We start from the raw sequence: 21,484 nt of genomic DNA on the forward strand, positions 1-21,484 counted from the left end.
AACCATGAAAATTCTTTTAACAGGCGCAACAGGATATATAGGCAAACGACTTTTGCCTATTTTAGTAGCACAAGGACACGAAATTATTTGTTGTGTAAGAGACAAAAACAGGTTTTATGCTCCAAAAGAATTTTTAAAAAGTATCAAAGTTATTGAAGTTGATTTTCTGAAAAAAGAAACATTGACAGCCATCCCAAATGATATTGACGCAGCCTATTATTTGATTCATTCGATGTCAGGTTCAGACAATAATTATGATGAATTAGAAAAAATTTCGGCTGAAAATTTTGTGTACAGCATTGATAAAACTGCTGCAAAACAAGTCATTTATTTAAGTGGTATCGTGAATGACAAATCACTTTCAAAACATTTGTCCTCCAGAAAAAAAGTAGAAGATGTTTTACACAACGGAAATTTTGCCATAACAACTTTGAGGGCTGGAATCATTGTGGGTTCTGGTAGCGCTTCTTTCGAAATTATTCGGGATCTTGTCAATAAACTCCCAATTATGATTACTCCAAAATGGCTAAACACAAAATGTCAGCCCATTGCCATATCGGATGTCTTGGAGTTTTTATCAAAATCACTCTTGAATCCCGTTACTTATGGAAAGAGTTTTGACATTGGCGGTCCAGATATTCTAACTTACAAAGAAATGCTTTTGGGTTTTGCCAAGGCAAAGAAATTAAAAAGATGGATATATACAGTTCCAATAATGACACCTAAATTATCTTCCTATTGGTTGTATTTTGTGACCTCAACTTCATACAAACTAGCCTCGGCATTGGTCAGCAGCATGAAAGTGGAAGTAATTTGCAAGGACAATAAAATAAATAAATTGTTGAGAGTAAAACCCATGTCCTACGAACAAGCCTTATCCAGAGCCCTGATAAAAGTCGATGAAGACAAGGTCGCTTCCAGTTGGAAAGATTCATTGGTCAGCGGAAGATTTAACAGTAATATTTCCGAATTTTTAAAAGTTCCAAAGAAAGATTGTTTTATAGACCGACGAAAAAAATCAATAGAAAATAAAGAGCATACGCTTGAAAAAATTTGGTCTATTGGCGGAGAAACCGGTTGGTATTATGGAGATTGGTTGTGGAATTTTCGCGGTTTCATCGATCAATTATTTGGTGGTGTGGGTTCTCGAAGGGGCAGAACCAACAAACACGATATCCATTCGGGTGATGCATTGGATTTTTGGCGTGTTTTGTATGCCAATAAAGAGGAAGGAAAATTAGTTTTATATGCCGAAATGAAATTACCTGGCGAAGCTTGGCTCGAATTCAAGATTATCAACAATACTTTATACCAATCCGCTACATTCAAACCAAAAGGCATTTGGGGAAAATTATATTGGTATGCTGTTTTGCCTTTCCATGGATTTATATTTCAGGGAATGCTGAATAAATTAATCAAATAAATCACTTCAAAATTCCGGCTTTGTAAGTCGCAATAGCACGATCTCTGGCAAAAGCGTGTTCGACCATAGGCTCACCGTAACCCAAATCGAATTCTGGAATCCATTTTCGTATGTAAATTCCTTTTTCATCGAATTTTTTGAACTGGATTTCAGGATTAAAAACCCTGAAATAAGGAGCCGCATCACAACCAGTTCCCGCAGCCCATTGCCAGTTTCCGACATTGGAAGACAATTCAAAATCCAACAACTTTTCGGCAAAATACGCTTCGCCCCATTGCCAATTTATCAATAAATGTTTGCAGAGAAAACTCGCCACAACCATTCGAACCCTATTGTGCATATAACCGGTTTCATTCAATTCGCGCATTCCGGCATCAACCATCGGATAACCCGTGGTTCCAGAACACCACCGCTTAAAATCTTCCTCATTATTCCGCCATTGAATGCCGTCGTAAGCTGATTTAAAATTGTTCGTAACCACTTTTGGAAAACTGAATAAAATTTGCATAAAAAATTCTCTCCAAATCAGTTCACTTAAAAACACTTGATTTTTATGTGAAGCCCAATTCACTAATTTTCGAATACTTACCGTGCCAAAACGCAAATGAGGCGAAAGATGGGTCGTACAATCCAAAGCAGGGAAATCTCGGGTTTCGTGATAATTGGTAACATTTTTTAAATTATAAGGTATTACTTTTATGAAACTTTCCATAAATCCAATTTGTTCCAATGTTGGAAAAATAAAGTTGATTTTATAGAAATTGGAGAACTTTTCGGAAGTATCGTATTCTTGAACAGGAGCTAATAATTGATATTTCTCCAGCCATTTATTTTTATAAGGAGTATAAATGGTATAAGGCAATCCATCGGCTTTTGTGATCTCCTTTTCCTCGAAAATGACTTGGTCTTTAAAAGAAAGATGTGCTATTTTATTGGCTTCCAATAGTTCACAAATACCTAAATCTCTTTTGATGGCATATGGCTCATAATCTTTGCTGAAGAATACTTCCTTGACTTCAAATTCTTGAATAAGTGATTCCCAAACATCTTTAGTTTTTCCCTTTTTAACTAAAAGTGAACTTCCTATTTTCTTGAGTTTAGCATTTATTTTTAAAAGTGAATCATGTATAAACCCAACTCTCGCATCATTTTTTGGCAAACTATCCAGAATATCTTCATCGAAAATAAACAATGGAATTACAGGGCATTTAGAATCCAAAGCGTGAAACAAACCCACGTTATCCTCTAATCGCAAATCCCTACGAAACCAAAAAAAAACTACTTCTGGTTTATTCATTATTTGGAATTAAACATTTCATCAACTTTTACACATCGGTAATCGAAGATTTCTTTCAGCTTATTTTTTACAACAAGTGTGTTCATTATTCTGCCAATGAAACCAAGTGGCAAAGCATAATGTACCAAATCCGTCATTTTGGTGCCGTTTTCAGTTTGTTCAAAAAAATGTTTGTGATGCCATAAAGCGTATGGCCCAAAACGTTGTTCGTCCACGAAATAGCTATTCTCTTTCACATAAGTGATTACCGTCATCCAACTCAATTTCAAACCTAAAAGTGGTGATACTTTGTATTGAATTATTTGCCCGGCATACATCGATTTATTATCAAAATCTGTGATTTGGAAACCCATAGTTTCCGGGGTAATTTTTTGCAAGTTTCTTGGACTTGAAAAAAATGCCCAACAATCTTCGACACTAGCATTTACATATTGAACGGCTTCTTTTTTATATATTTTCATTGTTATTTTTTTCTATTTTTTTAATTAAAACTAAACTCATCAACAACATCGAAAAAGCATAACCAATGTCTTCTATTGGTATGGTTCCAAGTCTAATTCCTAAATTTTCTGCATTATTATATATCACGACTGGTTCTTCAATAAAACTGCCGGTAAGAATTCCGTTGACTACTGAAAATGGTATTAATATGATCAGAAAAGTGATAAAAAAGGTGTTCAAAATATTAGGAACCTTGAAAACCGTGTATGTCAAAACCAATACTAATAAACTGTAATTAACAACCGTGTACCATTTATCATAATGGAATACAATTGTCGGTAAAATGATTATCATCAGAATCCAATAAATAAATTTCACGGTTTTGTCCGATAAAGAAACCTTTGGATAAAAATAGTGAAAAGCAAAATGAATAAAGATGCTGGAATACGGGATGCAAATAAAAAAAAGCCATTCTTCTATGGGTAACCCAAAGAATTCAATTCCGGCATGGTACCGAGGATTAAAACTCCAAACTCCAATCTTAGTGAAGAAAACATCCCAAATAATAAAGAAAATTGCCGTTATAAGAATAGCGGAAAAAACAGCTTTCCATCGTTTTATATACTTCATTCTTTTTTCGAAACTATACAGAAACGGAATCAAAAAGGACATAATATTTAAAACTAAATATAAAGACATATTAAAATTTGAAATATTTGAAAGGCACAAATAACATCCCAAAACATTCACCATGTTCTTTACCCAAATGCTTGTGATGCACTTTATGACCTTTTCGCAAACCTAAAAGGTATTTGTTTTTTGTGTTTTTAAACAACTTGAATCGTTGATGTATCATAATGTCGTGAACTAAAAAATAGCTCATTCCATAAGCAAAAATCCCTAATCCGATAAAGAATTTGTAATCAAATCCGTTTTGGGCACCAAAATAAAACAGAAGAATACTGGGAATGGCAAAAATCACAAAAAAAACATCATTTCGTTCGAAAATATGGGCATATTTGGGTTGGTGATGATCTTCATGAAGATACCATAAAAACCCATGCATAACAAACTTATGTGTGCACCATGTAACACATTCCATAAGTATATAAGTAGCCAAAAAGATTAAGAAACATATCATTTTAAAACATTTTTAATTTAGTAAAAGAAGATCTTGATTTAAACCAAATTCAGTTTGTAAGTTACAAAAGAATTGGTTAACAATCGTACTTTAGTATAGTTAGAAACGCGAATTCTTGAATTTCCAATTTCATAATAAGGGGTGTTTTCAAGTTTTTTCAACAACTTCTTATAATAAACATAAGCAGTGTAAACACCAAATTTAGCTTCCAAAGGTAATTTTTTAATCCCTTGTAGGGCAACTTGAAAATCTTCTTCAATTTCTTTTATAATCAATTCTTTTGATTTTTCATCAAATGAATTTAGGTCGACACCTGGAAAATAATTTCGGTTTAAAACCAAATTATCATCTTTCAAATCTCTCAAAAAATTAACTTTTTGAAAAGCAGAGCCCAATCGCATTGCTTCGTCTTTCAATTCATAGTATTTGTCATCATTTCCATTAACAAAAACCTTAAGACACATCAGGCCAACAACATCAGCAGAGCCGTAAATATATTCATCATATTCTTGTTTGGTATGATAATCAGATTTTATCAAATCCATTTTCATGCTCTTCAAAAATGATTGAATTAAATCGTCCGAAATATTATATTTCACAACAGTTTGTTGAAAAGAATTCAAAATTGGATTTAAACTAATACCCATTTTTTGAGCTTTGTAATATTCATTTTCAAAATCATTGATTAAAGTTTCTTTATCGAAACCATGAAAAGAATCTACAATTTCATCAGCAAAACGCACAAAACCATAAATACTGTAAATAGCATCTCTGATACTGGGAGCTAGCATTTTGACAGCCATAGAAAATGAAGTGCTATAACTTTTAGTTACTAAAATACTGCACTTAAACGATACATCATCAAATAATTTTTTCATATTTATTGCTTATTTGAAAATTGTTTTTTTATCAAATTTGAAACTATTTTTCCTGAAATTATTGAAGGCGGAACTCCAGGTCCGGGCACAGTTAATTGTCCGGTAAAAAATAAATTTTTGACTTTTTTGCTAATAATTTTTGGTCTTAAAAAAGCAGTTTGAGTAAGAATGTTTGCTAATCCGTAAGCGTTTCCTTTGTATGAATTATAATCATTAACAAAATCTTTAACACAGAAACTTTCTTTAAAAATGATGTTTTCACTCACTTTTTGGTTCGTCAATTTTTCAAATCTTTTAATAATATTGTCAAAATATATTTCTCTAATAGCAGTAGTGTCTTTAATCCCGGGGGCTATTGGAATCAAAAATATCCCAGCTTCTTTATCTTCAGGAGCAACAGAAGAATCTGTTTTACTGGGAAAGCTCGCATAGAATAATGGTTTATCAGGCCACTTTGGATTATCATAAATGTCTTTTGCATGAAGATCAAAATCAGTGTCAAAAAACAAGGTGTGATGTGAAACATTTTCAATTTTTTTATCAAAAGCCACATAAAACAAAAGCGAGGATGGTGCAAAAACCTTAGAATTCCAATATTTTTCAGAATATCCACGGTATTTTTCGTCCAATAAAGTTTCGGTATGATGATAATCCGCACCACTCAAAACCACATCAGATTCAATCGTAATCCCATTTGAAATCACACTTTTCACTACGCCGTTTTCGACATTTATTTTCTCAACATTTTGATTGGTTTTAATTTTCACACCTAATTCAAATGCCAAAATATACATTGCTTTTACAACTTCATACATTCCTCCCTTAGGATGCCAAGTTCCTAAACCAAAATCAGCATAATTCATAAAACTATAAAATGAAGGCGTATTAGAAGGTTTAGCACCAAGAAATAAAACCGGAAATTCCATAATTTGTTGCAACCTATTGTTCTTAATTTTTTTTCTGACAGAAGTTCTAATCGTACTAAAAAACTGATTAGCTTTTTTCATGGTGACCGGTGTAATTAATTCCGTTATTGAAATTCCGGGTCTATAAACCAAATCTTTAATTGCAACATCATAATTATGTTTAGCATTATCCAGAAATGTTTCTAAATGCTTAGCACTTCCAACCTCTTCTTTTTCAAAAACAGAAAGAATATCTGGTAAATTATCTGCAATTTGTATAGAATCTAAAGTATCAAAATAGACTTCATAAGCAGGATTTAACTTGTCTAAGTGGTAATAATCAGAAGGATGTTTACTGAAATCCGCAAAGAATTTCTCAAAAACATCTGGCATCCAATACCAAGTAGGACCTATATCAAAAGTAAAACCATCTTTGACAAATTGTCTGGCTCTTCCACCAACAGTATTATTTTTTTCGAGAATGGTGACATCAAAGCCTTCTTTCGCCAGATAGCATGAAGCTGCCAAAGACGAAAATCCTGAACCTATAATTGTTATTGTTTTTTTCATTTGTTCAGCAAATATACAAAAAGATTAAACAAAATATCAATATTAACATCAAATTATATTTCGGCTATCAAATTTGAAATAGAATCAAACACAGAAATATTATCAGAAAGGTTTTTACTATCAATAAATTCTACCATTCTACCGATAAACCAAATTTTTGTATTTCCTAATAGAATTTTTTCGGAAACGTCATCAATATAATCTTGAAGATCATCTTTTGTTGGCTTAACGGTCATGTACGATATGTAGATAATGTTGTCGAAATAATTTTTCATTTCAATCAAACTTTCTACAGGAACACTTTCGCCTAAATATACAGATTTATAACCATTTAACAAAATTTCATAGTTCAAATACATTAAACCCAGCTCGTGAATTTCGTTTTCTGGTAGGTACAAAACAAAAACTTTATCGGTTTTTGTAGGCTCCAACATTTGAACTTTCTCGGTATTAATGAGTAGTTTTTGCTTAATTAAAAAGGAAATAAAGTGTTCTTGCGCCGGACTAATAGTACCTGACTGCCACAATAAACCTATTTCGTTCATAAGCGGGATAAATACTTCATAAAAAACTTCTCGAAAAGATTTTTCAGAAAGTAAACTGTTATAAGTTGTAACAAATAAATTTTGATCAAAATTCACCATCGCCAACTTAAAAGCATTCAATGCATGATTATTAACATTTTTTTCGGAAACAATTTCACGAACAAGAAGGGAAATTTTTTCTGTGTTTAATTCTGCAATTCTAGAAATTTTATATCCGTAGGTATTCAATAAAACAACGTTTAAGAGCTTTTGCAAATTAGCCAAATCGTAGGTTCTTATGTTAGTATCGGTTCGCAATGGTTCCAAAATATTATATCTTTTTTCCCAAATTCGAATTGTATGCGCTTTTATACCTGAAAGATTTTCTAGATCCTTAATACTAAATACCGTTTTAATATTGTTCATTGTTTTTCTAAATTTAATAAACAAATGTAAACAAAAATTTTTAAATCTAATAATTTTATAATTGAACCATTTCAAAATCGTTTAATTTATCCAAATGCAAAACCGTTTTGGTATTGGTATCGTTTCGGGAATACATCGGTTTGAATTTGGCTCCATAAATAACTTCATCAAAGGTATAGGAAGCTCGTATGGCCACTACATTGCTAAACATATCATCAAAAGTTTTGATGAATACTAAAATCTCACCATTTATAGCCTCAAAATCTTCCTTCGTAAATTGGTACAAAGGGCTATCATCATTAATAGAATGCACCAAGGTCCAACTTAAAGCAAGTGCATTAATTTTTTCAAATTCTAGGTCTAATGAATAGAATTTATTACTTTTTTTTCCGTTTTCTTCAATACTCATCCCCAAAGTGATTTTAGCTTCTGCATCAATAAGATTGGTATTTTTAAAAGGTGTAACACGAACCATTAAGGCGGTACTATCACGATAAGGAGCAATAATAGCATTATGAGAAAATTTCAAAAAAGCTACTGGTTTACTGAAACGTCCGAAGAATAAGCCTGTGGCAATAGCAAAACTCAACAAACCAATCAAGGCTTCTAAAGTAGAAACTGCACTAGCCATAAACCCCGAAGGGCTGATATGGCCATAACCCACTGTCGTAAAGGTTTGAGCACTAAAAAAATAAGTCTGACCAAATTTGATCCATTCTGAATCTGATGGATCAATACCATGTAAATTTTCTATCCCAATAAAGAAATAAAGTAAGGCAAAAATAAAATTGATACTTAAGTAAAAAGACAAAATAATCAATAAAAATTTCCAAGTTTCCATATCAATAAGAGTATGATGCCAACTGATTCTCGACCATAAATGCAAACCTCTTTTTTCTACATTGGCCGTCCCGTTTTTATTGACAAAACGACCACCATAACTACTCGAATTTGAGCCAAAACCCGAACTTAAATAAGACTTTGCCTTTTCATTTATCCTTCTTAATAATGCCATACTGTAAGTTTTTTAGTTGAAAGTAAAATTAGCTAAAAATAGTCTTCTAACGGAATTCCTCCAAAAAAACAAATCAATCAATAAAATATATAACGTATATTTATGTTTCTAAATCCCTAGTTTTGTTATAAATGTTGAGTGGTTTTAGACTTAAATTTCAAAAAAAGACAACAATTTCAAATCAACTAGATGTTAAAAAAAAAACATTTTATCGTTTTAAATCAAGGTAAGAAAGACAAGAAAAAGGTTTTGGAAAATGTAAAATCCAACATTTCATTCCGAGGGTCGAATTTATGGATTTTGGCTTGTGCTATCGTTATTGCTTCGGTTTGATTAAACATGAATTTAGCCGCCGTTATTATAGGTGCAATGCTTATATCTCCGTTAATGGGACTTATTGTTGGGGCTGGTTTTGGTTTAGGAATGTTTAATTTTGAATTGCTAAAAAAGCTTTAAGGCCTGCTGAGTAGTGCGAATTGGTAAATTTATGCATCAAGAGCATGAAATAAGTGTTAGACAGGCCAGTAATTTGTTGCATTTCTCGAAAATCGTATCGAGTACTACCGAAGGTTTAGTTCAACAGCTACAACGGATTTGGGCAGTTGGTTTAATGGGCATTAGTTTTTGTATTTGGAATAATTTTGCAAATTCGAACAATGGGTTTAAATTAGTCCTAAACCCGCTGTAGTACCAGAACGTTAAGAAAAAAGCACATATTTCTTAACACCTTTTTTTGTAAAATATCTTTCTCAAAAAAACTACTTTTTGAAGTCTAATCCGGAAACACAAATTCATCCATGGAAAAATCCAAAATATCGGATTTCGAGGCGGCAAGAATGATTTCATCGATTCCTTTTTGGAGTAATAATGGCGTGGTGTATTTTCGGCTGGTGGCGATTACGGTATCTTCAAACATCATTTTAAAAAAATATTTTCCATTGGCAGCCCTGGATTTCACGTAAGTGTAATTGTCTATGGTAGCTTTTATATTTTCAATGACCGTTTCGCAATCCATCTTTAGCTCAAAAGAAGTACTTGTAAAAATAGTTTTTCCTTTTCTCGACGTGAAAACAAATTTGTAATGATCATCAAATCTTTTGCTGATAACGAATGCTCCCATACTATAATGCTGAATGTGAATTGAAATAAAATGAGTAAAGATGTGTTTCTACTTTCAGAATTTGTGCTGAAAATTAGAATTTATACAGTCACAATTTTGCTTTTAAATTGTCTTTAACCTCATCAAACCATTCGCTGCGAAGAATACTCAAAATAATACTGTCGCGACGTACTTCGCTGCCAAAAGTGGGCATATGATTTCGCAAAACGCCTTCGACTTTGCAACCAATGCTTTTCATTGCGGCAATGCTGCGTTCATTGTTATTATCGGCACGGAATTCTACGCGTTCCATTCCAAGGGTTTCAAAGGCAAATTGTAATAATAAAAATTTACAATGTTTATTTAATCCTGTTCCCCTAAAATCTTTTCCGTACCAAGTGTAACCCAATTGCAGGGTTTTAAACGCTAAATTAATATCGTAAAAACGAGTACTGCCCGCATATTTTCCTGATTTCTTGTCGAAAACGATGAATGGAAATTCGGTTTTGTTTTCTCTAGCTTTTAAAGCCAATTGAATGTAGTAGGCAAGATTTTCCTTATTGTCTCCTCGAGTTAAAGCATATTTCCAAGTACTGGAGGAATCATCACAGGAAACTTCCAGTAAATTTTCGACATCTGATTCCTGCAAAGGACGAAGTAAAACAAGGTTGTCTTCGAGGATTACATTTTCTGGGAAGTTGAGATGTATTGACATAGAATTTATATTGAATTGGCCACGGACGGCGCAGATAAAACGGATTTTTATATCTAGGATTACAATGAAGGTATTTATTCGTTCATTTCGTCGTAACGAACGGGAATTTGTGGGTCGTAGAGCGGACATTTGAATTCTTCCAAAGTGTCGGCGAGCAAATTCATTGTTTTGCCTTCGGTTCCATAGCAATCAATTTGTATGCTTTGCGAAGTGGTTTTGACGTGAAAAGCGCCTTTTCCTTTGGTATTTTTCCAACTGTTTTCATCTACTTTTTCCCAGTTTGCAAACACTGAATTTATACGATTCAGGATTACTTGAACGGGAAGCGTTTCGAGACCTTCGACTTCTTGTTGTTCGAGCAAGGCTTCGTAAACCAAGTGATGGTTGAGATAGATTCCGTCTTGATATTGCCAAAAAAGTAATTCGTACATTTAATAAAGATTAAAATATTCAAAGATTGAAAGATTAGAAAATTCAACGATTTAAAAATCTGTTTTTATCCGTGTTGTTGCTTTAGCAAATCCGTTTTATCTGCGTCCCAAAAGCTAAGGTGATTTAATACTCGTAAATTCCGTATTCGCTGGTAATGGTCAATTTTTTAACATCAGCAGCTTCTACTCGACCCACGATTTGTGCATTGACATTAAACGATTTTGAAATGGCGATAATGTCCTGAGCAACGGCTTCGGGAACATAAATTTCCATACGATGACCGCAGTTGAACACTTGGTACATTTCTTTCCAATCGGTTTTAGATTGCTCCTGAATCAACTTAAACAAAGGTGGAACCGGGAATAAATTATCTTTTATAATGTGTAAATTTTGCACGAAATGCAGAATCTTAGTTTGAGCTCCACCGCTGCAATGCACCATTCCGTGAATTTCATTAGAGGTATATTTATCTAAGATTTTCTTAATGATAGGCGCATAGGTTCTTGTTGGCGAAAGCACTAATTTACCAGCATCAATTGACGAATTTTCGACTGCATCGGTTAGTTTTACCTGACCGGAATAAATTAATTCTTGAGGAACTGCATCATCATAACTTTCAGGATATTTGGTGGCTAAATATTTCCCGAAAACATCGTGACGCGCCGAAGTCAATCCGTTGCTTCCCATTCCGCCATTATAGCTTTTTTCATAGCTGGCTTGACCAAAAGATTCTAAACCTACGATGACATCACCTGCTTTTATATTGGCATTGTCAATCACTTTAGAGCGTTTCATTCGAGCCGTAACGGTCGAATCTACAATAATAGTCCGAACGATATCGCCTACATCGGCAGTTTCTCCACCGGTAGAATGTATCGTTACGCCAAAAGAATGCAGTTCTTTGATGAGTTCTTCGGTTCCGTTGATGATAGCCGAAATCACTTCGGCAGTTATGAGGTTTTTATTTCTTCCAATAGTGGAAGAAAGCAGAATATTATCGGTAGCACCTACGCACAATAAATCGTCGATATTCATAATCAAAGCGTCTTGCGCGATGCCTTTCCATACTGAAATATCGCCTGTTTCTTTCCAATACATATAGGCCAAAGACGATTTTGTTCCTGCTCCATCGGCGTGCATAATGAGGCAATATTCTTTGTCATTGGTTAAATAATCAGGGACAATTTTGCAAAAAGCCTGAGGAAACAATCCTTTATCGATGTTTTTTATGGCGTTGTGCACATCTTCTTTGGATGCTGAAACTCCTCTTTGAGCGTAACGTTTGCTGGAATCTGAACTCATTTTATTGCTGTGTAGTTTTGTTGCTTGTCCGCCGAAGGAGGATGGCGCAAATATAAATATTTTTTTGGTGTTTGCCTATTCCGTTTTGCACGGGTTTCTTGAATTTTATGATCAATTCTCAAAAGGTAAGTTTATTTAACTATATTTGATGTATACAATTGATATTTAAAAAATTATATCCAAAAAAAAAATATTAAATACGTTTAAAGACTTTAAGAGTGGAAACAGCTACCACTAAAAAAAACGGGGCGTCACCGACCTGTCTGTCGACAGGCAGGAAAGCCAAAAGAATAGGAATCTAAAAACTTAATACTATGCCAAAGTATGTAATTGAAAGAGAAATTCCCGGTGCAGGTAAACTTACTGCAGAACAATTAAAAGCCATTTCGCAAACTTCCTGTGGAGTATTGAGCAAAATGGGATCGCAAATTCAGTGGGTTCAAAGCTATGTGACAACGGATAAAATTTATTGTATTTACAATGCCCCAAACGAAGAAATGATTAGGGAACACGCAAAACAAGGTGGATTTCCAGCAAACTCTGTAAGTCAGGTTGCTACAATCATAGACCCAACAACAGCAGAATAATTTGGTCTACAAATAAAAAATGCCTATCCAAACGGATAGGCATTTTTTATTAAAATAGTGTATTAAAATTATTTAGTAAGCAATAATTCTCTATATTTAGTCAATGTCCAGATTTGATCATCTACCAGCAATTCCAGTTTATCACAGTGATTTCTGATTTCTTCAAAATACGGTTTTACATTGTTGCAATAAGCTTCGGCCATAGCCTGAGCATCCGTAAGATGGTTTGCTTTTTTTCTTTCGTTGGTCATCTCATCCACTTTAGAATTAATACCTTCGATATGACCCGAAATTTCTCTGATAATAGAAATTTGCTCTTTGGCCAATGTTTTAAATTCTTCTCCAAAAATATCTTTCAGACCTTTTACGTTTTCAATCAAAGTATTTTGATACCGAATAGCCGTTGGAATAACATGATTTATAGAAAGATCTCCTAAAACCCTACCTTCGATTTGGATTTTCTTAGTGTATTCTTCCAATTCAATTTCGTAACGGGCTTCCACTTCAATATGGTTCATAATACCCATTTCGGAGAACAAATCTAGTGCTTGTTTAGAAGCTCTGGCTTTCAACGCTTCGGGAGTGGTTTTGAAATTGCTCAAACCTCTTTTTGCTGCTTCGATTTCCCAAGCCTCGCTGTAACCATCTCCTTCGAAAAGGATTTTTTTAGAAACTTTGATGTATTCTCTCAAAACGTTGAAGATTGCATCGTCTTTCTTCATATCATTTTTTTCAATCAAAGCATCTACTTCTATTTTGAAATCTTTCAATTGTTTAGCCACAATTGTGTTCAATGTAGTCATCGCATTCGAACAGTTAGCCGAAGAACCCACTGCTCTGAACTCAAACTTATTTCCTGTAAAGGCAAATGGCGAAGTTCTGTTTCTGTCGGTATTATCCAAAAGAACATCTGGAATTTTACCTACAACATTTAATTTTAAATCAGTTTTTTCTTCTGGTGATAACTTGCCATTGGTTACGCCTTCTAATTCAGCCAAAACTTTGGTCAATTGCTCTCCAATAAATACGGAGATAATCGCTGGTGGCGCTTCATTTGCACCTAATCTATGGTCGTTACTTGCTGTTGCGATGGCACCTCTCAATAAAGCTTCATAATCATTTACCGCTTTGATGGTATTGATGAAAAAAGCCAAAAATTGTAAATTGCTCATGGGAGTTTTACTTGGACTCAACAGGTTTACGCCAGTATCAGTAGCCAATGACCAGTTGTTGTGTTTCCCGGAACCGTTTACGCCTTTGAATGGTTTTTCGTGGAGCAATACTTTCAAATCGTGACGTTCTCCCACTTTTTGCATCACATCCATCAACAAACAGTTGTGATCTACGGCTAGGTTAGTTTCTTCAAAAATAGGTGCCAACTCAAACTGATTGGGTGCTACTTCATTATGACGTGTTTTTACAGGAATTCCGAGCAACATACATTCTTGCTCTAAATCTCTCATATACGTCAAGGCACGAGTAGGAATGGAACCAAAATAATGGTCGTCTAGTTGTTGCCCTTTTGCCGAAGTGTGACCTAGCAAGGTTCTTCCTGTCATCATGAGATCTGGGCGAGAGTTTGCCAATGCACTGTCAACAAGGAAATATTCTTGTTCCCATCCAAGGGTTGCAGTAACTTTTTTTACATTTTTATCGAAATATTTACACACATCTGTAGCGGCTTCATCCATAGCAGATAAGGCTCTTAACAAAGGAATTTTATTGTCTAATGCTTCTCCTGTGTATGAAATAAAAACCGTCGGAATACATAAAGTGGTTCCATATATAAAAGCCGGAGATGTTGGATCCCAAGCAGTATATCCTCGTGCTTCGAAGGTATTTCTAATTCCTCCATTAGGAAAACTGGAAGCATCTGGCTCTTGCTGAACTAACTGTCCGCCACCAAATTTTTCTACCGGATCACTGCCGTCATACGAAGTTTCGAAGAAAGCATCATGCTTTTCGGCGGTGCTCCCTGTTAGCGGCTGAAACCAGTGCGTATAATGAGTAACCCCTTTTGACAAAGCCCACTCTTTCATACCCATAGCAATATAATCAGCTAATTTTCTGTCTATTTTAGTTCCATGCTGAACGGCGCCTTGTACTCCTTTGAAAGCATCTGAAGTCAAATATTGCTTCATTGCTTTTTCATTGAACACATTGGAACCAAAAATAGTTGATTTCCTGTCAGTCTCCTCAAATTGGACTGGTTTTCTGGTTGAAGCTTCTTTTAGAGCTTGAAAACGTAATGTTGACATAATTTAGATAATTTTTATCAAAGGTAATTATTATTTTTAGCATACAAAAAATATAGTATTTAAAATTTAACCCATACAAAAATGGGGTATTCATAAAAATAGCATTATAAAACATAATTTATACCCCTTTATTTTATACCACTAAACTTTTAATTTACATTTGCAAAATATTTAATCTCATTTAATTAATTTTTTATTGTTATGGCTAAAATAAAACTAGAGTACATTTGGTTAGACGGATACGAACCAACTCAAAATCTAAGAAGTAAAACTAAAGTAGAAGAGCACGACAATTTCAAAGGAACATTGGCAGAAATAGGCAACTGGTCTTTTGACGGGTCTTCAACAAAACAAGCAGAAGGTGGTTCATCTGACTGTTTATTAGTACCTGTTGCTATTTATCCTGATCCAACTCGTATCAATGGATACTTAGTTATGACAGAGGTTATGTTTGCAGATGGTAAAGCACACCCTTCAAACGGAAGATCTACTATTGATGATGATGGTGATTTCTGGTTTGGTTTCGAACAAGAATATTTCATAATGGACACTAAGACATTACTTCCTTTAGGATTCCCTGTTGGAGGATACCCTGCACCACAAGGTATGTACTACTGTTCAGTAGGCGGTAAAAATACTCACGGTAGAAAATTAGTTGAAGAGCACGCTGATTTATGTATTGCTGCCGGACTAAACTTTGAAGGTATTAACCAAGAAGTTGCTTGTGGCCAATGGGAATTTCAATTATTCGCTAAAGGAGCTAAAAAAGCAGGTGATGAAATCTGGGTTGCTAGATATTTATTAGATCGTTTAACTGAAAAATATGGTTATTATATTGAATATCACCCAAAACCACTAGGTGACACAGACTGGAATGGTTCAGGTATGCACGCCAACTTCTCTAACGAAGTACTAAGAACATGTGGAGATAAAGCAACATATGACAAAATATGTGAAGCTTTCCGTCCAGTTGTTGAAGAGCACATTGCTGTTTACGGAGCATACAACGAGCAACGTTTAACTGGTAAACACGAAACCGCTTCTATTCATGATTTCTCTTATGGAGTATCTGATAGAGGAGCTTCAATCAGAATCCCATTATATACTGTTCAACATGGTTGGAAAGGATATTTAGAAGACAGAAGACCGGCTTCTAACGGTGATCCATATAAAATTGCAGCAAGAATTATCAAAACTGTAAAATCAGCATTGTAAATCTTGTTTTTTCAAAACTAATAAGTGCTTTCAGAAATGAAGGCACTTTTTTTATGCCTATTAAATAAATAGACATTATTTTAAATAATGCCTGAAGATAAAAAATCAAAAAGTATCTTTACGGAACTTTAAACAACCTTTTTTATGATTGTCTGGATTTCGTTTTTAGCTGCTATTTTACTTTTTCTTGCACTTGACCTAGGCATTTTTAACAGAACTCCTCATATCATTAGGAGCAAGGAAGCAAGCAAATGGACGGCAATATGGGTAACAATGTCTTTTCTGTTTTCGGGAATTATTTATTGGTTATACTCCAATAACTACGTTTCAAATCCTGATGGACTCAAACCAGCCGGCGCTTCCATAAAATACATTACCGGATATTTAATCGAATTATCATTAAGTGTTGATAATATATTTGTTATCGCCATTATTTTCTCTGCTTTTAGAATCCCACAAAAATACCAGCATCGCGTTCTATTTTGGGGAATATTGGGAGCTATTATATTTAGGGGATTGATGATCTATTTTGGCGTTTTTCTTATCAACAAATTCACTTGGACGGCCTATTTATTTGGAGCATTCTTAATATTTACTGCTATGAAAATGTTGTTCACCAAAGAAGATGATAAATTTGAACCCAAAAAATCTTTTGTATATAAAACATTACGAAAAATAATGCCTATTACAAGTCATATCGATGGAGAACATTTTTTTGTAAAAAGAAGACACATCACGGCTGCAACTCCATTATTTGTTGCGCTAATTGTTATTGAAGTCATGGATGTCGTTTTTGCAATGGATAGTGTTCCCGCTATTTTGGCTATTACATCAGATCCGTTTTTAGTATTCAGTTCCAATATTTTTGCCATATTAGGATTGCGTTCTATGTATTTCTTCTTGGCCAATATGCTGGAAAGATTCAGCTATTTAGAATACAGTTTGATAGGTATTTTGACTTTCGTCGGGCTCAAAATGCTGCTTCACGATCTATACGAAGTACCTGAATGGGCTTCATTGACATTCATTGCACTTTCGCTTATCATTGGAATTGTGGTTTCATTAAAAATGAGCAAAGAGGAAAATTTCGAAGACCAATAGCCAAATTTTAGAATAAGTCATAAAAAAAAGGAAATCGTGAGATTTCCTTTTTTTTATTCAAGTCAAACTTGTCTAGAAATTAATCTTTTGTACTTGATTTTCTTTTAAATTTAAAGCCGCCATAACTGCAGGATAATTTGTTGTTTTTAATGAAGCAGCAAAACTAGCAGGAACAACTACAATTCTAAAAATTTGGTTCAATCTATATGAAGCATCAAGAGTCGGTAAATTATTTCCTTCTAAATAAATTTGAACATCATTCCTGGTGCTAAACAACAAAACTATACACCTCCAGCAGCATCTAGAGGTATCGAATATCGAAGATTAGTTATAGAAAATCCTTTAGACACTTCTATAAATAGAAATTCTGCATCAAGTAATATTACAAGGGTGCTTCCACTTAATAATATAATAAATACCATTTGTTGTAATCAAATAATTGAGTATGGCTCAACAGCAAATCCACAGCCTTTAACATCAGCTATTTTAAATGGTTCAATTTATTTTCAATGGCAATATTCATATGACAATGTATTTTGGGTAGATTATTTTGAAAATTCTCATAGTAATAATTACTCAGTAATAAGAAACTCCAGAGGCTCAAATCCATCATATTTTAGATTAATGACTTTAGATTATAGTACTAATTTATATAACTTAAGCAATGTCGTGCGCATTATTTATAATGAACGACCACATAAAATTAGAAATATAAAAGACCAAAATTATGAGACAAACAATATGATTGATAAGTCAATCTTAATCTATCCAAATCCAAGTTCTTCTATTATAAATATTAAAGGCATCGATAATATATCATTAATTAAAATAAAAATTATTGATTTATCTGGAAAAACTATAACATCAAAAAAAGTAAATCCATCAGATAAAGATTTAATACAAATTGATATTTCTTCTCTTCCAGTAGGTATTTATTCGTTAGAACTTGAAAACGAAATCAGTAAATTCACTAAAAAAATAATTAAAAATTAATACGTTGCTAAATTAGAAATACTGTACAAACAAAAAAAAGGAAATCTAACGATTTCCTTTTTTATATCCAAGTCAAATTTGTTTAGAAATTAATCTTTTGAATTTGACTTTCATTTAAATTTAAAGCTGCCATAACTGATGTGTAATTCTTTTTATCAACTGCCTTTACAAGATTTGCTGGGACAATCACAATTCTAAAAGTTTGATTATTCAAATACTGTGGAGTTAATGCTAAATTATAAGTACCCCCAGCATAAATAGTATAATCTTCTTTACTAAAATCATAATCATAATCGAGTTCTCCTTGTGTAAGAAAAAGTGTTCTAGGAATAAGTTGCCAAATTGCAGTACTCGAATTAATAGTTCCTGACAATCGGTAAATCAAAACAACATCTGAAGCATAAATATTTGGTGTAAACTTCCCATAAATAAAATAACCTTCATCTGGAGAATCAATTGGATCATTATAAAAATTTGCGCCTTTAAGCTCAAAAGCTTCTGCTATTGTATCAGTGTCAACATAATTAGAATCTGTAGTTGTACATCCTTGAAAACTAAACATTCCTACTACGGCTAAAAGTGTAATTATCTTTTTCATAATTTATTATTTTTTTAAGTTCAGCTAGGCTATCCCAAAAACCAAACCAAACTTTTAATTTTTAAGAATTAATTGAAAATAAGTTGAAATTTATTTGTTAATACACGAGACAACCCAAAATTATAGTCGCTAATGCAGGACTTCACAACCGAAATCAGGTTTATGGGAAGTCTCTTTTTTTTTTAAATCAATAAGTTTTGGAAAGAATTGATTCCAAAGAGGAAAACTTTTTTCAGGAACACCTTTGTTTGGTTTTTAAAAATTGGATAAATTAACCCACTAATAAAAGTATTTCACCCTAAAAGATTTTTCATAAACAAAGAAAGCACCCTTTCCAGGATGCTTTCTTATTTAAAATCAAATTAAAACTAGTTTTTAATCACTGTTCTTGAACTTGATCCTATATTAGTATTTATTTTAATAATATAAGAACCAGATGCAGTGAATAGATAGTTTATTGGAACTTGTTTTCCTAAACAACTAGTGATATTGGTATCGAGTTGGCTATATAACTTAATGCCACCAATACTCCACACTTCAATTGTTACATCAGAAACATAACTAAATTGATATGTAATAGTAGCATAGTCATCAATTGGAACAGGATTAACATCAAATGCTGCTCTATCCGCTTGACAAGTTAATGGTCTTTGATCGTAGCCCATAGATATTTTACATTCATCAAAAATATTGTTGATTAAATCAACGACACTTGCAAGATTAGACAATGTTATACCAGCAGGAAGTACTCCACCTCCTAATGCTTTGTTAGCCATTTCAAACAATCCTCGAACCGTTTTCGTAGGTAGTAATCCTATTACGGATGGCATATCATAGTATTTATACTCGTTAATTGTTGGAGTATAAATATCATAAGAACAACTTCTGGTTTTAGGAATATTTGTTCCACAACCTCCTTGAGGAGCAGCGATTGCTAATTTTCCAACTTCCAAACCAAAAGCACCAAGTTTACTATCAATACCTAAATTAAGACCTAAAGTAATAGTCTGGGCCAATAAAGTATTGTTGATATTTCCTTTTCTCAAATAGGAAGCTGGCATAGTAGTTATTGTGAAATTTCCAGATGACAATACCACACTACTTCCACCACCAGGTAATACTTTGATTATTTTGCCAATGTCTGTTGCGTTATTACTCATCGAAACAGATTTTCCGGGTAACCCAATTGTCATCGTATCTAAAGGATAAGAATCTAAAGCTTTAGCTATTAACCCTTTTGTTGAGTATGAAACACCGTCCGCACAAGAAGTACCTCCATCGTTTCCATAATATCCTTGGGTATACGTGCAATGAGCGTTACAAGGGATTAATTCTACATTTACACTCTCTTGATCTGAACAACCACTTACATGCGTTTCAACTACATAACCAGAATCATATACATAAACAGTATGTTGACCCGCAGAAATATCGTTGAAGGTATATGGTGATTCTGCCGCAAAAGGAGCACCACCATCAAGTTGCAATTGATATGGAGCAGTACCTCCAGAGAAGTTAGCGGTTATAGTACCTTTGGCAGAGATAGAGCAAGTTTCATCTGTATGTTGTAAAGCTACCAAGTCTAAAGCCGATGTAGGACCTGTAATCGTAATTGGTACATTATTATTATCACATCCTGCATCAAATCCATCTGTAAACACATAAGAATAATCTCCAGCAAGCAAGTCAATATCTTTTGTGAAACTATTATTAGTAAGATCAGCAGGGTTAAAAATATAAGGACTTCCTGCTAAAGGAGTTTTATTAACATCTCCAAATTGGTATACAAATAAAGTATAAGGAGGAGTACTACCACCACCACTAATTGAAAGTTTACCCTGTTCTCCATAACATGCATAATTAGTTGGAGTTGCATTACAACCTATATCACATGGGTTTTTATAACTAAATTCAGAATTACAAGATGATTCACATCCTGTTTTTGTGTTTTCTATATAAAATGTCACTTTTATAGGTGCATCAAGTGGATTAGAAAGGATCATTGCGTCAAGTTCTGCTATTGATGGAACAGTAGTATAAACCACATCTACACCATCCACAGTAGGGTTATTCGCCATAAAATCAGCAGTATACCAAGATCTAAACGAACCGTCTAACTTAGTTTGTATTTGATCTTTAGTATCACCACAGTCTACAGCAAAGGTTTTTGCTTCACATTTAATTGTTGGCAATGGATTAATTATTACTTCTACTTTTTTAGTGTCAGAACATCCATTTTCATCGGTAGCCACAATAGTGTACCATCCGGCTTGTGAAATTGACAATGGTGAAGTAGCTGATTCCCCGTTTACAGTATAAGCGATAGCTCCTGTTCCGCCTGTAGCTTCAAATGTAATTTCACCTTTTCCACCATAACAGAATTCAGTTCCTTTGGCCGTTAAGGAAACTTTCGTTGGAATTGTAACCTTAACTGTTTTGGTGTCGGTACATCCGTTTGCATCTGTTGCCACAATGGTGTAATCACCCGCAGCGGATGCCGTGAATGGTGAGGTAGCTACATTGCCGTTTACTTTATAAGTAATTGTTCCCGTGCCGCCTGTTGC

At 33.8% G+C, this 21,484-nt stretch carries 20 protein-coding genes and 1 pseudogene; 6 read left to right on the forward strand and 15 right to left on the reverse strand.

The features are described 5' to 3' along the window. The first annotated feature begins 4 nt into the window (after window positions 1-4). Window positions 5-1,423: an SDR family oxidoreductase gene (locus IR213_RS03405; protein WP_194310900.1), complete on the forward strand. Its 1,419-nt coding sequence runs from the start codon at window positions 5-7 to the stop codon at window positions 1,421-1,423. Window position 1,424: 1 nt separating this feature from the next. On the opposite strand, the gene IR213_RS03410 is transcribed toward IR213_RS03405, so the two are convergent. Genes IR213_RS03410 through IR213_RS03445 form a run of 8 tightly spaced genes read right to left on the reverse strand, consistent with a single transcriptional unit; the run spans window position 1,425 to window position 8,620 of the window. Further along, the gene (locus IR213_RS03410) at window positions 1,425-2,720 is read right to left on the reverse strand and encodes a cryptochrome/photolyase family protein (RefSeq protein WP_194310901.1); all 1,296 of its coding nucleotides are present in this window, start codon (window positions 2,718-2,720) and stop codon (window positions 1,425-1,427) included. Further along, complete coding sequence (locus tag IR213_RS03415) at window positions 2,720-3,181, reverse strand: SRPBCC family protein (RefSeq protein ID WP_194310902.1); 462 nt, start codon at window positions 3,179-3,181, stop codon at window positions 2,720-2,722. The genes IR213_RS03410 and IR213_RS03415 overlap by 1 nt, the downstream gene beginning before the upstream one ends. Then, window positions 3,168-3,914 carry a lycopene cyclase domain-containing protein gene (locus IR213_RS03420; RefSeq protein WP_317173111.1) on the reverse strand — a complete coding sequence of 249 codons (747 nt, stop codon included), beginning with the start codon at window positions 3,912-3,914 and terminating at the stop codon, window positions 3,168-3,170. The genes IR213_RS03415 and IR213_RS03420 overlap by 14 nt, the downstream gene beginning before the upstream one ends. Further along, entirely contained in the window at window positions 3,862-4,302 is a 441-nt protein-coding gene (locus IR213_RS03425; RefSeq protein WP_194310904.1) for a sterol desaturase family protein, read from the reverse strand. Before IR213_RS03425 ends, IR213_RS03420 begins: the two co-directional genes overlap by 53 nt. A 38-nt stretch (window positions 4,303-4,340) precedes the next feature. Continuing rightward, window positions 4,341-5,180: a phytoene/squalene synthase family protein gene (locus tag IR213_RS03430; protein WP_194310905.1), complete on the reverse strand. Its 840-nt coding sequence runs from the start codon at window positions 5,178-5,180 to the stop codon at window positions 4,341-4,343. A gap of 2 nt (window positions 5,181-5,182) precedes the next feature. Further along, on the reverse strand, window positions 5,183-6,655 hold the full coding sequence (locus tag IR213_RS03435) for a phytoene desaturase family protein (protein ID WP_194310906.1): 1,473 nt from the start codon (window positions 6,653-6,655) through the stop codon (window positions 5,183-5,185). A 53-nt stretch (window positions 6,656-6,708) separates the two neighbouring features. Continuing rightward, window positions 6,709-7,605 carry a MerR family transcriptional regulator gene (locus tag IR213_RS03440; RefSeq protein ID WP_194310907.1) on the reverse strand — a complete coding sequence of 299 codons (897 nt, stop codon included), beginning with the start codon at window positions 7,603-7,605 and terminating at the stop codon, window positions 6,709-6,711. Between the two features lie 55 nt (window positions 7,606-7,660). Further along, window positions 7,661-8,620 (reverse strand): ion channel, encoded by a 960-nt coding sequence (locus IR213_RS03445; RefSeq protein ID WP_194310908.1) that lies wholly within the window; start codon window positions 8,618-8,620, stop codon window positions 7,661-7,663. A 189-nt stretch (window positions 8,621-8,809) separates the two neighbouring features. Between IR213_RS03445 and IR213_RS03450 the strand changes: the two are divergent. Further along, window positions 8,810-9,070 (forward strand): annotated as a pseudogene (locus tag IR213_RS03450) (hypothetical protein); the annotation flags it as partial. 322 nt (window positions 9,071-9,392) lie between these two features. Here the strand turns inward: IR213_RS03450 and IR213_RS03455 are convergent. The 4 genes from IR213_RS03455 to IR213_RS03470 all read right to left on the reverse strand — a co-directional run bounded on the left by IR213_RS03455 (window position 9,393) and on the right by IR213_RS03470 (window position 12,168). Further along, entirely contained in the window at window positions 9,393-9,740 is a 348-nt protein-coding gene (locus IR213_RS03455) for a DUF1508 domain-containing protein (RefSeq protein WP_194310909.1), read from the reverse strand. Window positions 9,741-9,828: 88 nt separating this feature from the next. Further along, a complete protein-coding gene (locus IR213_RS03460) occupies window positions 9,829-10,434 on the reverse strand; it encodes a GNAT family N-acetyltransferase (RefSeq protein WP_194310910.1) in 606 nt (201 codons plus the stop codon). Window positions 10,435-10,508: 74 nt separating this feature from the next. Further along, on the reverse strand, window positions 10,509-10,865 hold the full coding sequence (locus IR213_RS03465) for a hypothetical protein (protein WP_194310911.1): 357 nt from the start codon (window positions 10,863-10,865) through the stop codon (window positions 10,509-10,511). A 124-nt stretch (window positions 10,866-10,989) separates the two neighbouring features. Next, on the reverse strand, window positions 10,990-12,168 hold the full coding sequence (locus IR213_RS03470) for an AIR synthase related protein (RefSeq protein WP_194310912.1): 1,179 nt from the start codon (window positions 12,166-12,168) through the stop codon (window positions 10,990-10,992). 314 nt (window positions 12,169-12,482) lie between these two features. On the opposite strand from IR213_RS03470, the gene IR213_RS03475 reads away from it, so the two are divergent. Continuing rightward, on the forward strand, window positions 12,483-12,755 hold the full coding sequence (locus IR213_RS03475) for a DUF4242 domain-containing protein (protein WP_194310913.1): 273 nt from the start codon (window positions 12,483-12,485) through the stop codon (window positions 12,753-12,755). A gap of 68 nt (window positions 12,756-12,823) precedes the next feature. On the opposite strand, the gene IR213_RS03480 is transcribed toward IR213_RS03475, so the two are convergent. Next, a complete protein-coding gene (locus tag IR213_RS03480) occupies window positions 12,824-15,013 on the reverse strand; it encodes a glutamine synthetase III family protein (protein ID WP_194310914.1) in 2,190 nt (729 codons plus the stop codon). 201 nt (window positions 15,014-15,214) lie between these two features. Here IR213_RS03480 and IR213_RS03485 point away from each other — a divergent pair, with 201 nt between their 5' ends. The 3 genes from IR213_RS03485 (at window position 15,215) to IR213_RS03495 (ending at window position 18,322) form a co-directional block, all read left to right on the forward strand. Next, on the forward strand, window positions 15,215-16,228 hold the full coding sequence (locus tag IR213_RS03485; protein WP_194310915.1) for a glutamine synthetase beta-grasp domain-containing protein: 1,014 nt from the start codon (window positions 15,215-15,217) through the stop codon (window positions 16,226-16,228). A 144-nt stretch (window positions 16,229-16,372) separates the two neighbouring features. Then, window positions 16,373-17,329 carry a TerC family protein gene (locus tag IR213_RS03490; RefSeq protein WP_194310916.1) on the forward strand — a complete coding sequence of 319 codons (957 nt, stop codon included), beginning with the start codon at window positions 16,373-16,375 and terminating at the stop codon, window positions 17,327-17,329. 249 nt (window positions 17,330-17,578) lie between these two features. Next, window positions 17,579-18,322, forward strand: a complete 744-nt coding sequence (locus tag IR213_RS03495) for a T9SS type A sorting domain-containing protein (protein WP_194310917.1) — start codon at window positions 17,579-17,581, stop codon at window positions 18,320-18,322. An 82-nt stretch (window positions 18,323-18,404) separates the two neighbouring features. Here the strand turns inward: IR213_RS03495 and IR213_RS03500 are convergent, their stop codons facing one another. Together IR213_RS03500 and IR213_RS03505 are read right to left on the reverse strand one after the other, a co-directional pair. After that, window positions 18,405-18,920 carry a hypothetical protein gene (locus IR213_RS03500; protein ID WP_194310918.1) on the reverse strand — a complete coding sequence of 172 codons (516 nt, stop codon included), beginning with the start codon at window positions 18,918-18,920 and terminating at the stop codon, window positions 18,405-18,407. Window positions 18,921-19,288: 368 nt separating this feature from the next. After that, on the reverse strand, window positions 19,289-21,484 hold a 2,196-nt coding region (locus tag IR213_RS03505), incomplete at its 5' end, for a hypothetical protein (protein ID WP_194310919.1).

It is taken from the genome of Flavobacterium soyangense (assembly GCF_015277675.1).
Taxonomy (GTDB): domain Bacteria; phylum Bacteroidota; class Bacteroidia; order Flavobacteriales; family Flavobacteriaceae; genus Flavobacterium; species Flavobacterium soyangense.

What these genes read in the sequence shown, in the direction of transcription:
- IR213_RS03440 (WP_194310907.1), bottom strand. Translation starts at nt 7,605, where the DNA reads ATGAACAATATTAAAACGGTATTTAGTATTAAGGATCTAGAAAATCTT.
- IR213_RS03460 (WP_194310910.1), bottom strand. Translation starts at nt 10,434, where the DNA reads ATGTCAATACATCTCAACTTCCCAGAAAATGTAATCCTCGAAGACAAC.
- IR213_RS03480 (WP_194310914.1), bottom strand. Translation starts at nt 15,013, where the DNA reads ATGTCAACATTACGTTTTCAAGCTCTAAAAGAAGCTTCAACCAGAAAA.
- IR213_RS03410 (WP_194310901.1), bottom strand. Translation starts at nt 2,720, where the DNA reads ATGAATAAACCAGAAGTAGTTTTTTTTTGGTTTCGTAGGGATTTGCGA.
- IR213_RS03490 (WP_194310916.1), top strand. Translation starts at nt 16,373, where the DNA reads ATGATTGTCTGGATTTCGTTTTTAGCTGCTATTTTACTTTTTCTTGCA.
- IR213_RS03465 (WP_194310911.1), bottom strand. Translation starts at nt 10,865, where the DNA reads ATGTACGAATTACTTTTTTGGCAATATCAAGACGGAATCTATCTCAAC.
- IR213_RS03470 (WP_194310912.1), bottom strand. Translation starts at nt 12,168, where the DNA reads ATGAGTTCAGATTCCAGCAAACGTTACGCTCAAAGAGGAGTTTCAGCA.
- IR213_RS03430 (WP_194310905.1), bottom strand. Translation starts at nt 5,180, where the DNA reads ATGAAAAAATTATTTGATGATGTATCGTTTAAGTGCAGTATTTTAGTA.
- IR213_RS03445 (WP_194310908.1), bottom strand. Translation starts at nt 8,620, where the DNA reads ATGGCATTATTAAGAAGGATAAATGAAAAGGCAAAGTCTTATTTAAGT.
- IR213_RS03455 (WP_194310909.1), bottom strand. Translation starts at nt 9,740, where the DNA reads ATGGGAGCATTCGTTATCAGCAAAAGATTTGATGATCATTACAAATTT.
- IR213_RS03415 (WP_194310902.1), bottom strand. Translation starts at nt 3,181, where the DNA reads ATGAAAATATATAAAAAAGAAGCCGTTCAATATGTAAATGCTAGTGTC.
- IR213_RS03475 (WP_194310913.1), top strand. Translation starts at nt 12,483, where the DNA reads ATGCCAAAGTATGTAATTGAAAGAGAAATTCCCGGTGCAGGTAAACTT.
- IR213_RS03425 (WP_194310904.1), bottom strand. Translation starts at nt 4,302, where the DNA reads ATGATATGTTTCTTAATCTTTTTGGCTACTTATATACTTATGGAATGT.
- IR213_RS03500 (WP_194310918.1), bottom strand. Translation starts at nt 18,920, where the DNA reads ATGAAAAAGATAATTACACTTTTAGCCGTAGTAGGAATGTTTAGTTTT.
- IR213_RS03420 (WP_317173111.1), bottom strand. Translation starts at nt 3,914, where the DNA reads ATGGTGAATGTTTTGGGATGTTATTTGTGCCTTTCAAATATTTCAAAT.
- IR213_RS03435 (WP_194310906.1), bottom strand. Translation starts at nt 6,655, where the DNA reads ATGAAAAAAACAATAACAATTATAGGTTCAGGATTTTCGTCTTTGGCA.
- IR213_RS03405 (WP_194310900.1), top strand. Translation starts at nt 5, where the DNA reads ATGAAAATTCTTTTAACAGGCGCAACAGGATATATAGGCAAACGACTT.
- IR213_RS03485 (WP_194310915.1), top strand. Translation starts at nt 15,215, where the DNA reads ATGGCTAAAATAAAACTAGAGTACATTTGGTTAGACGGATACGAACCA.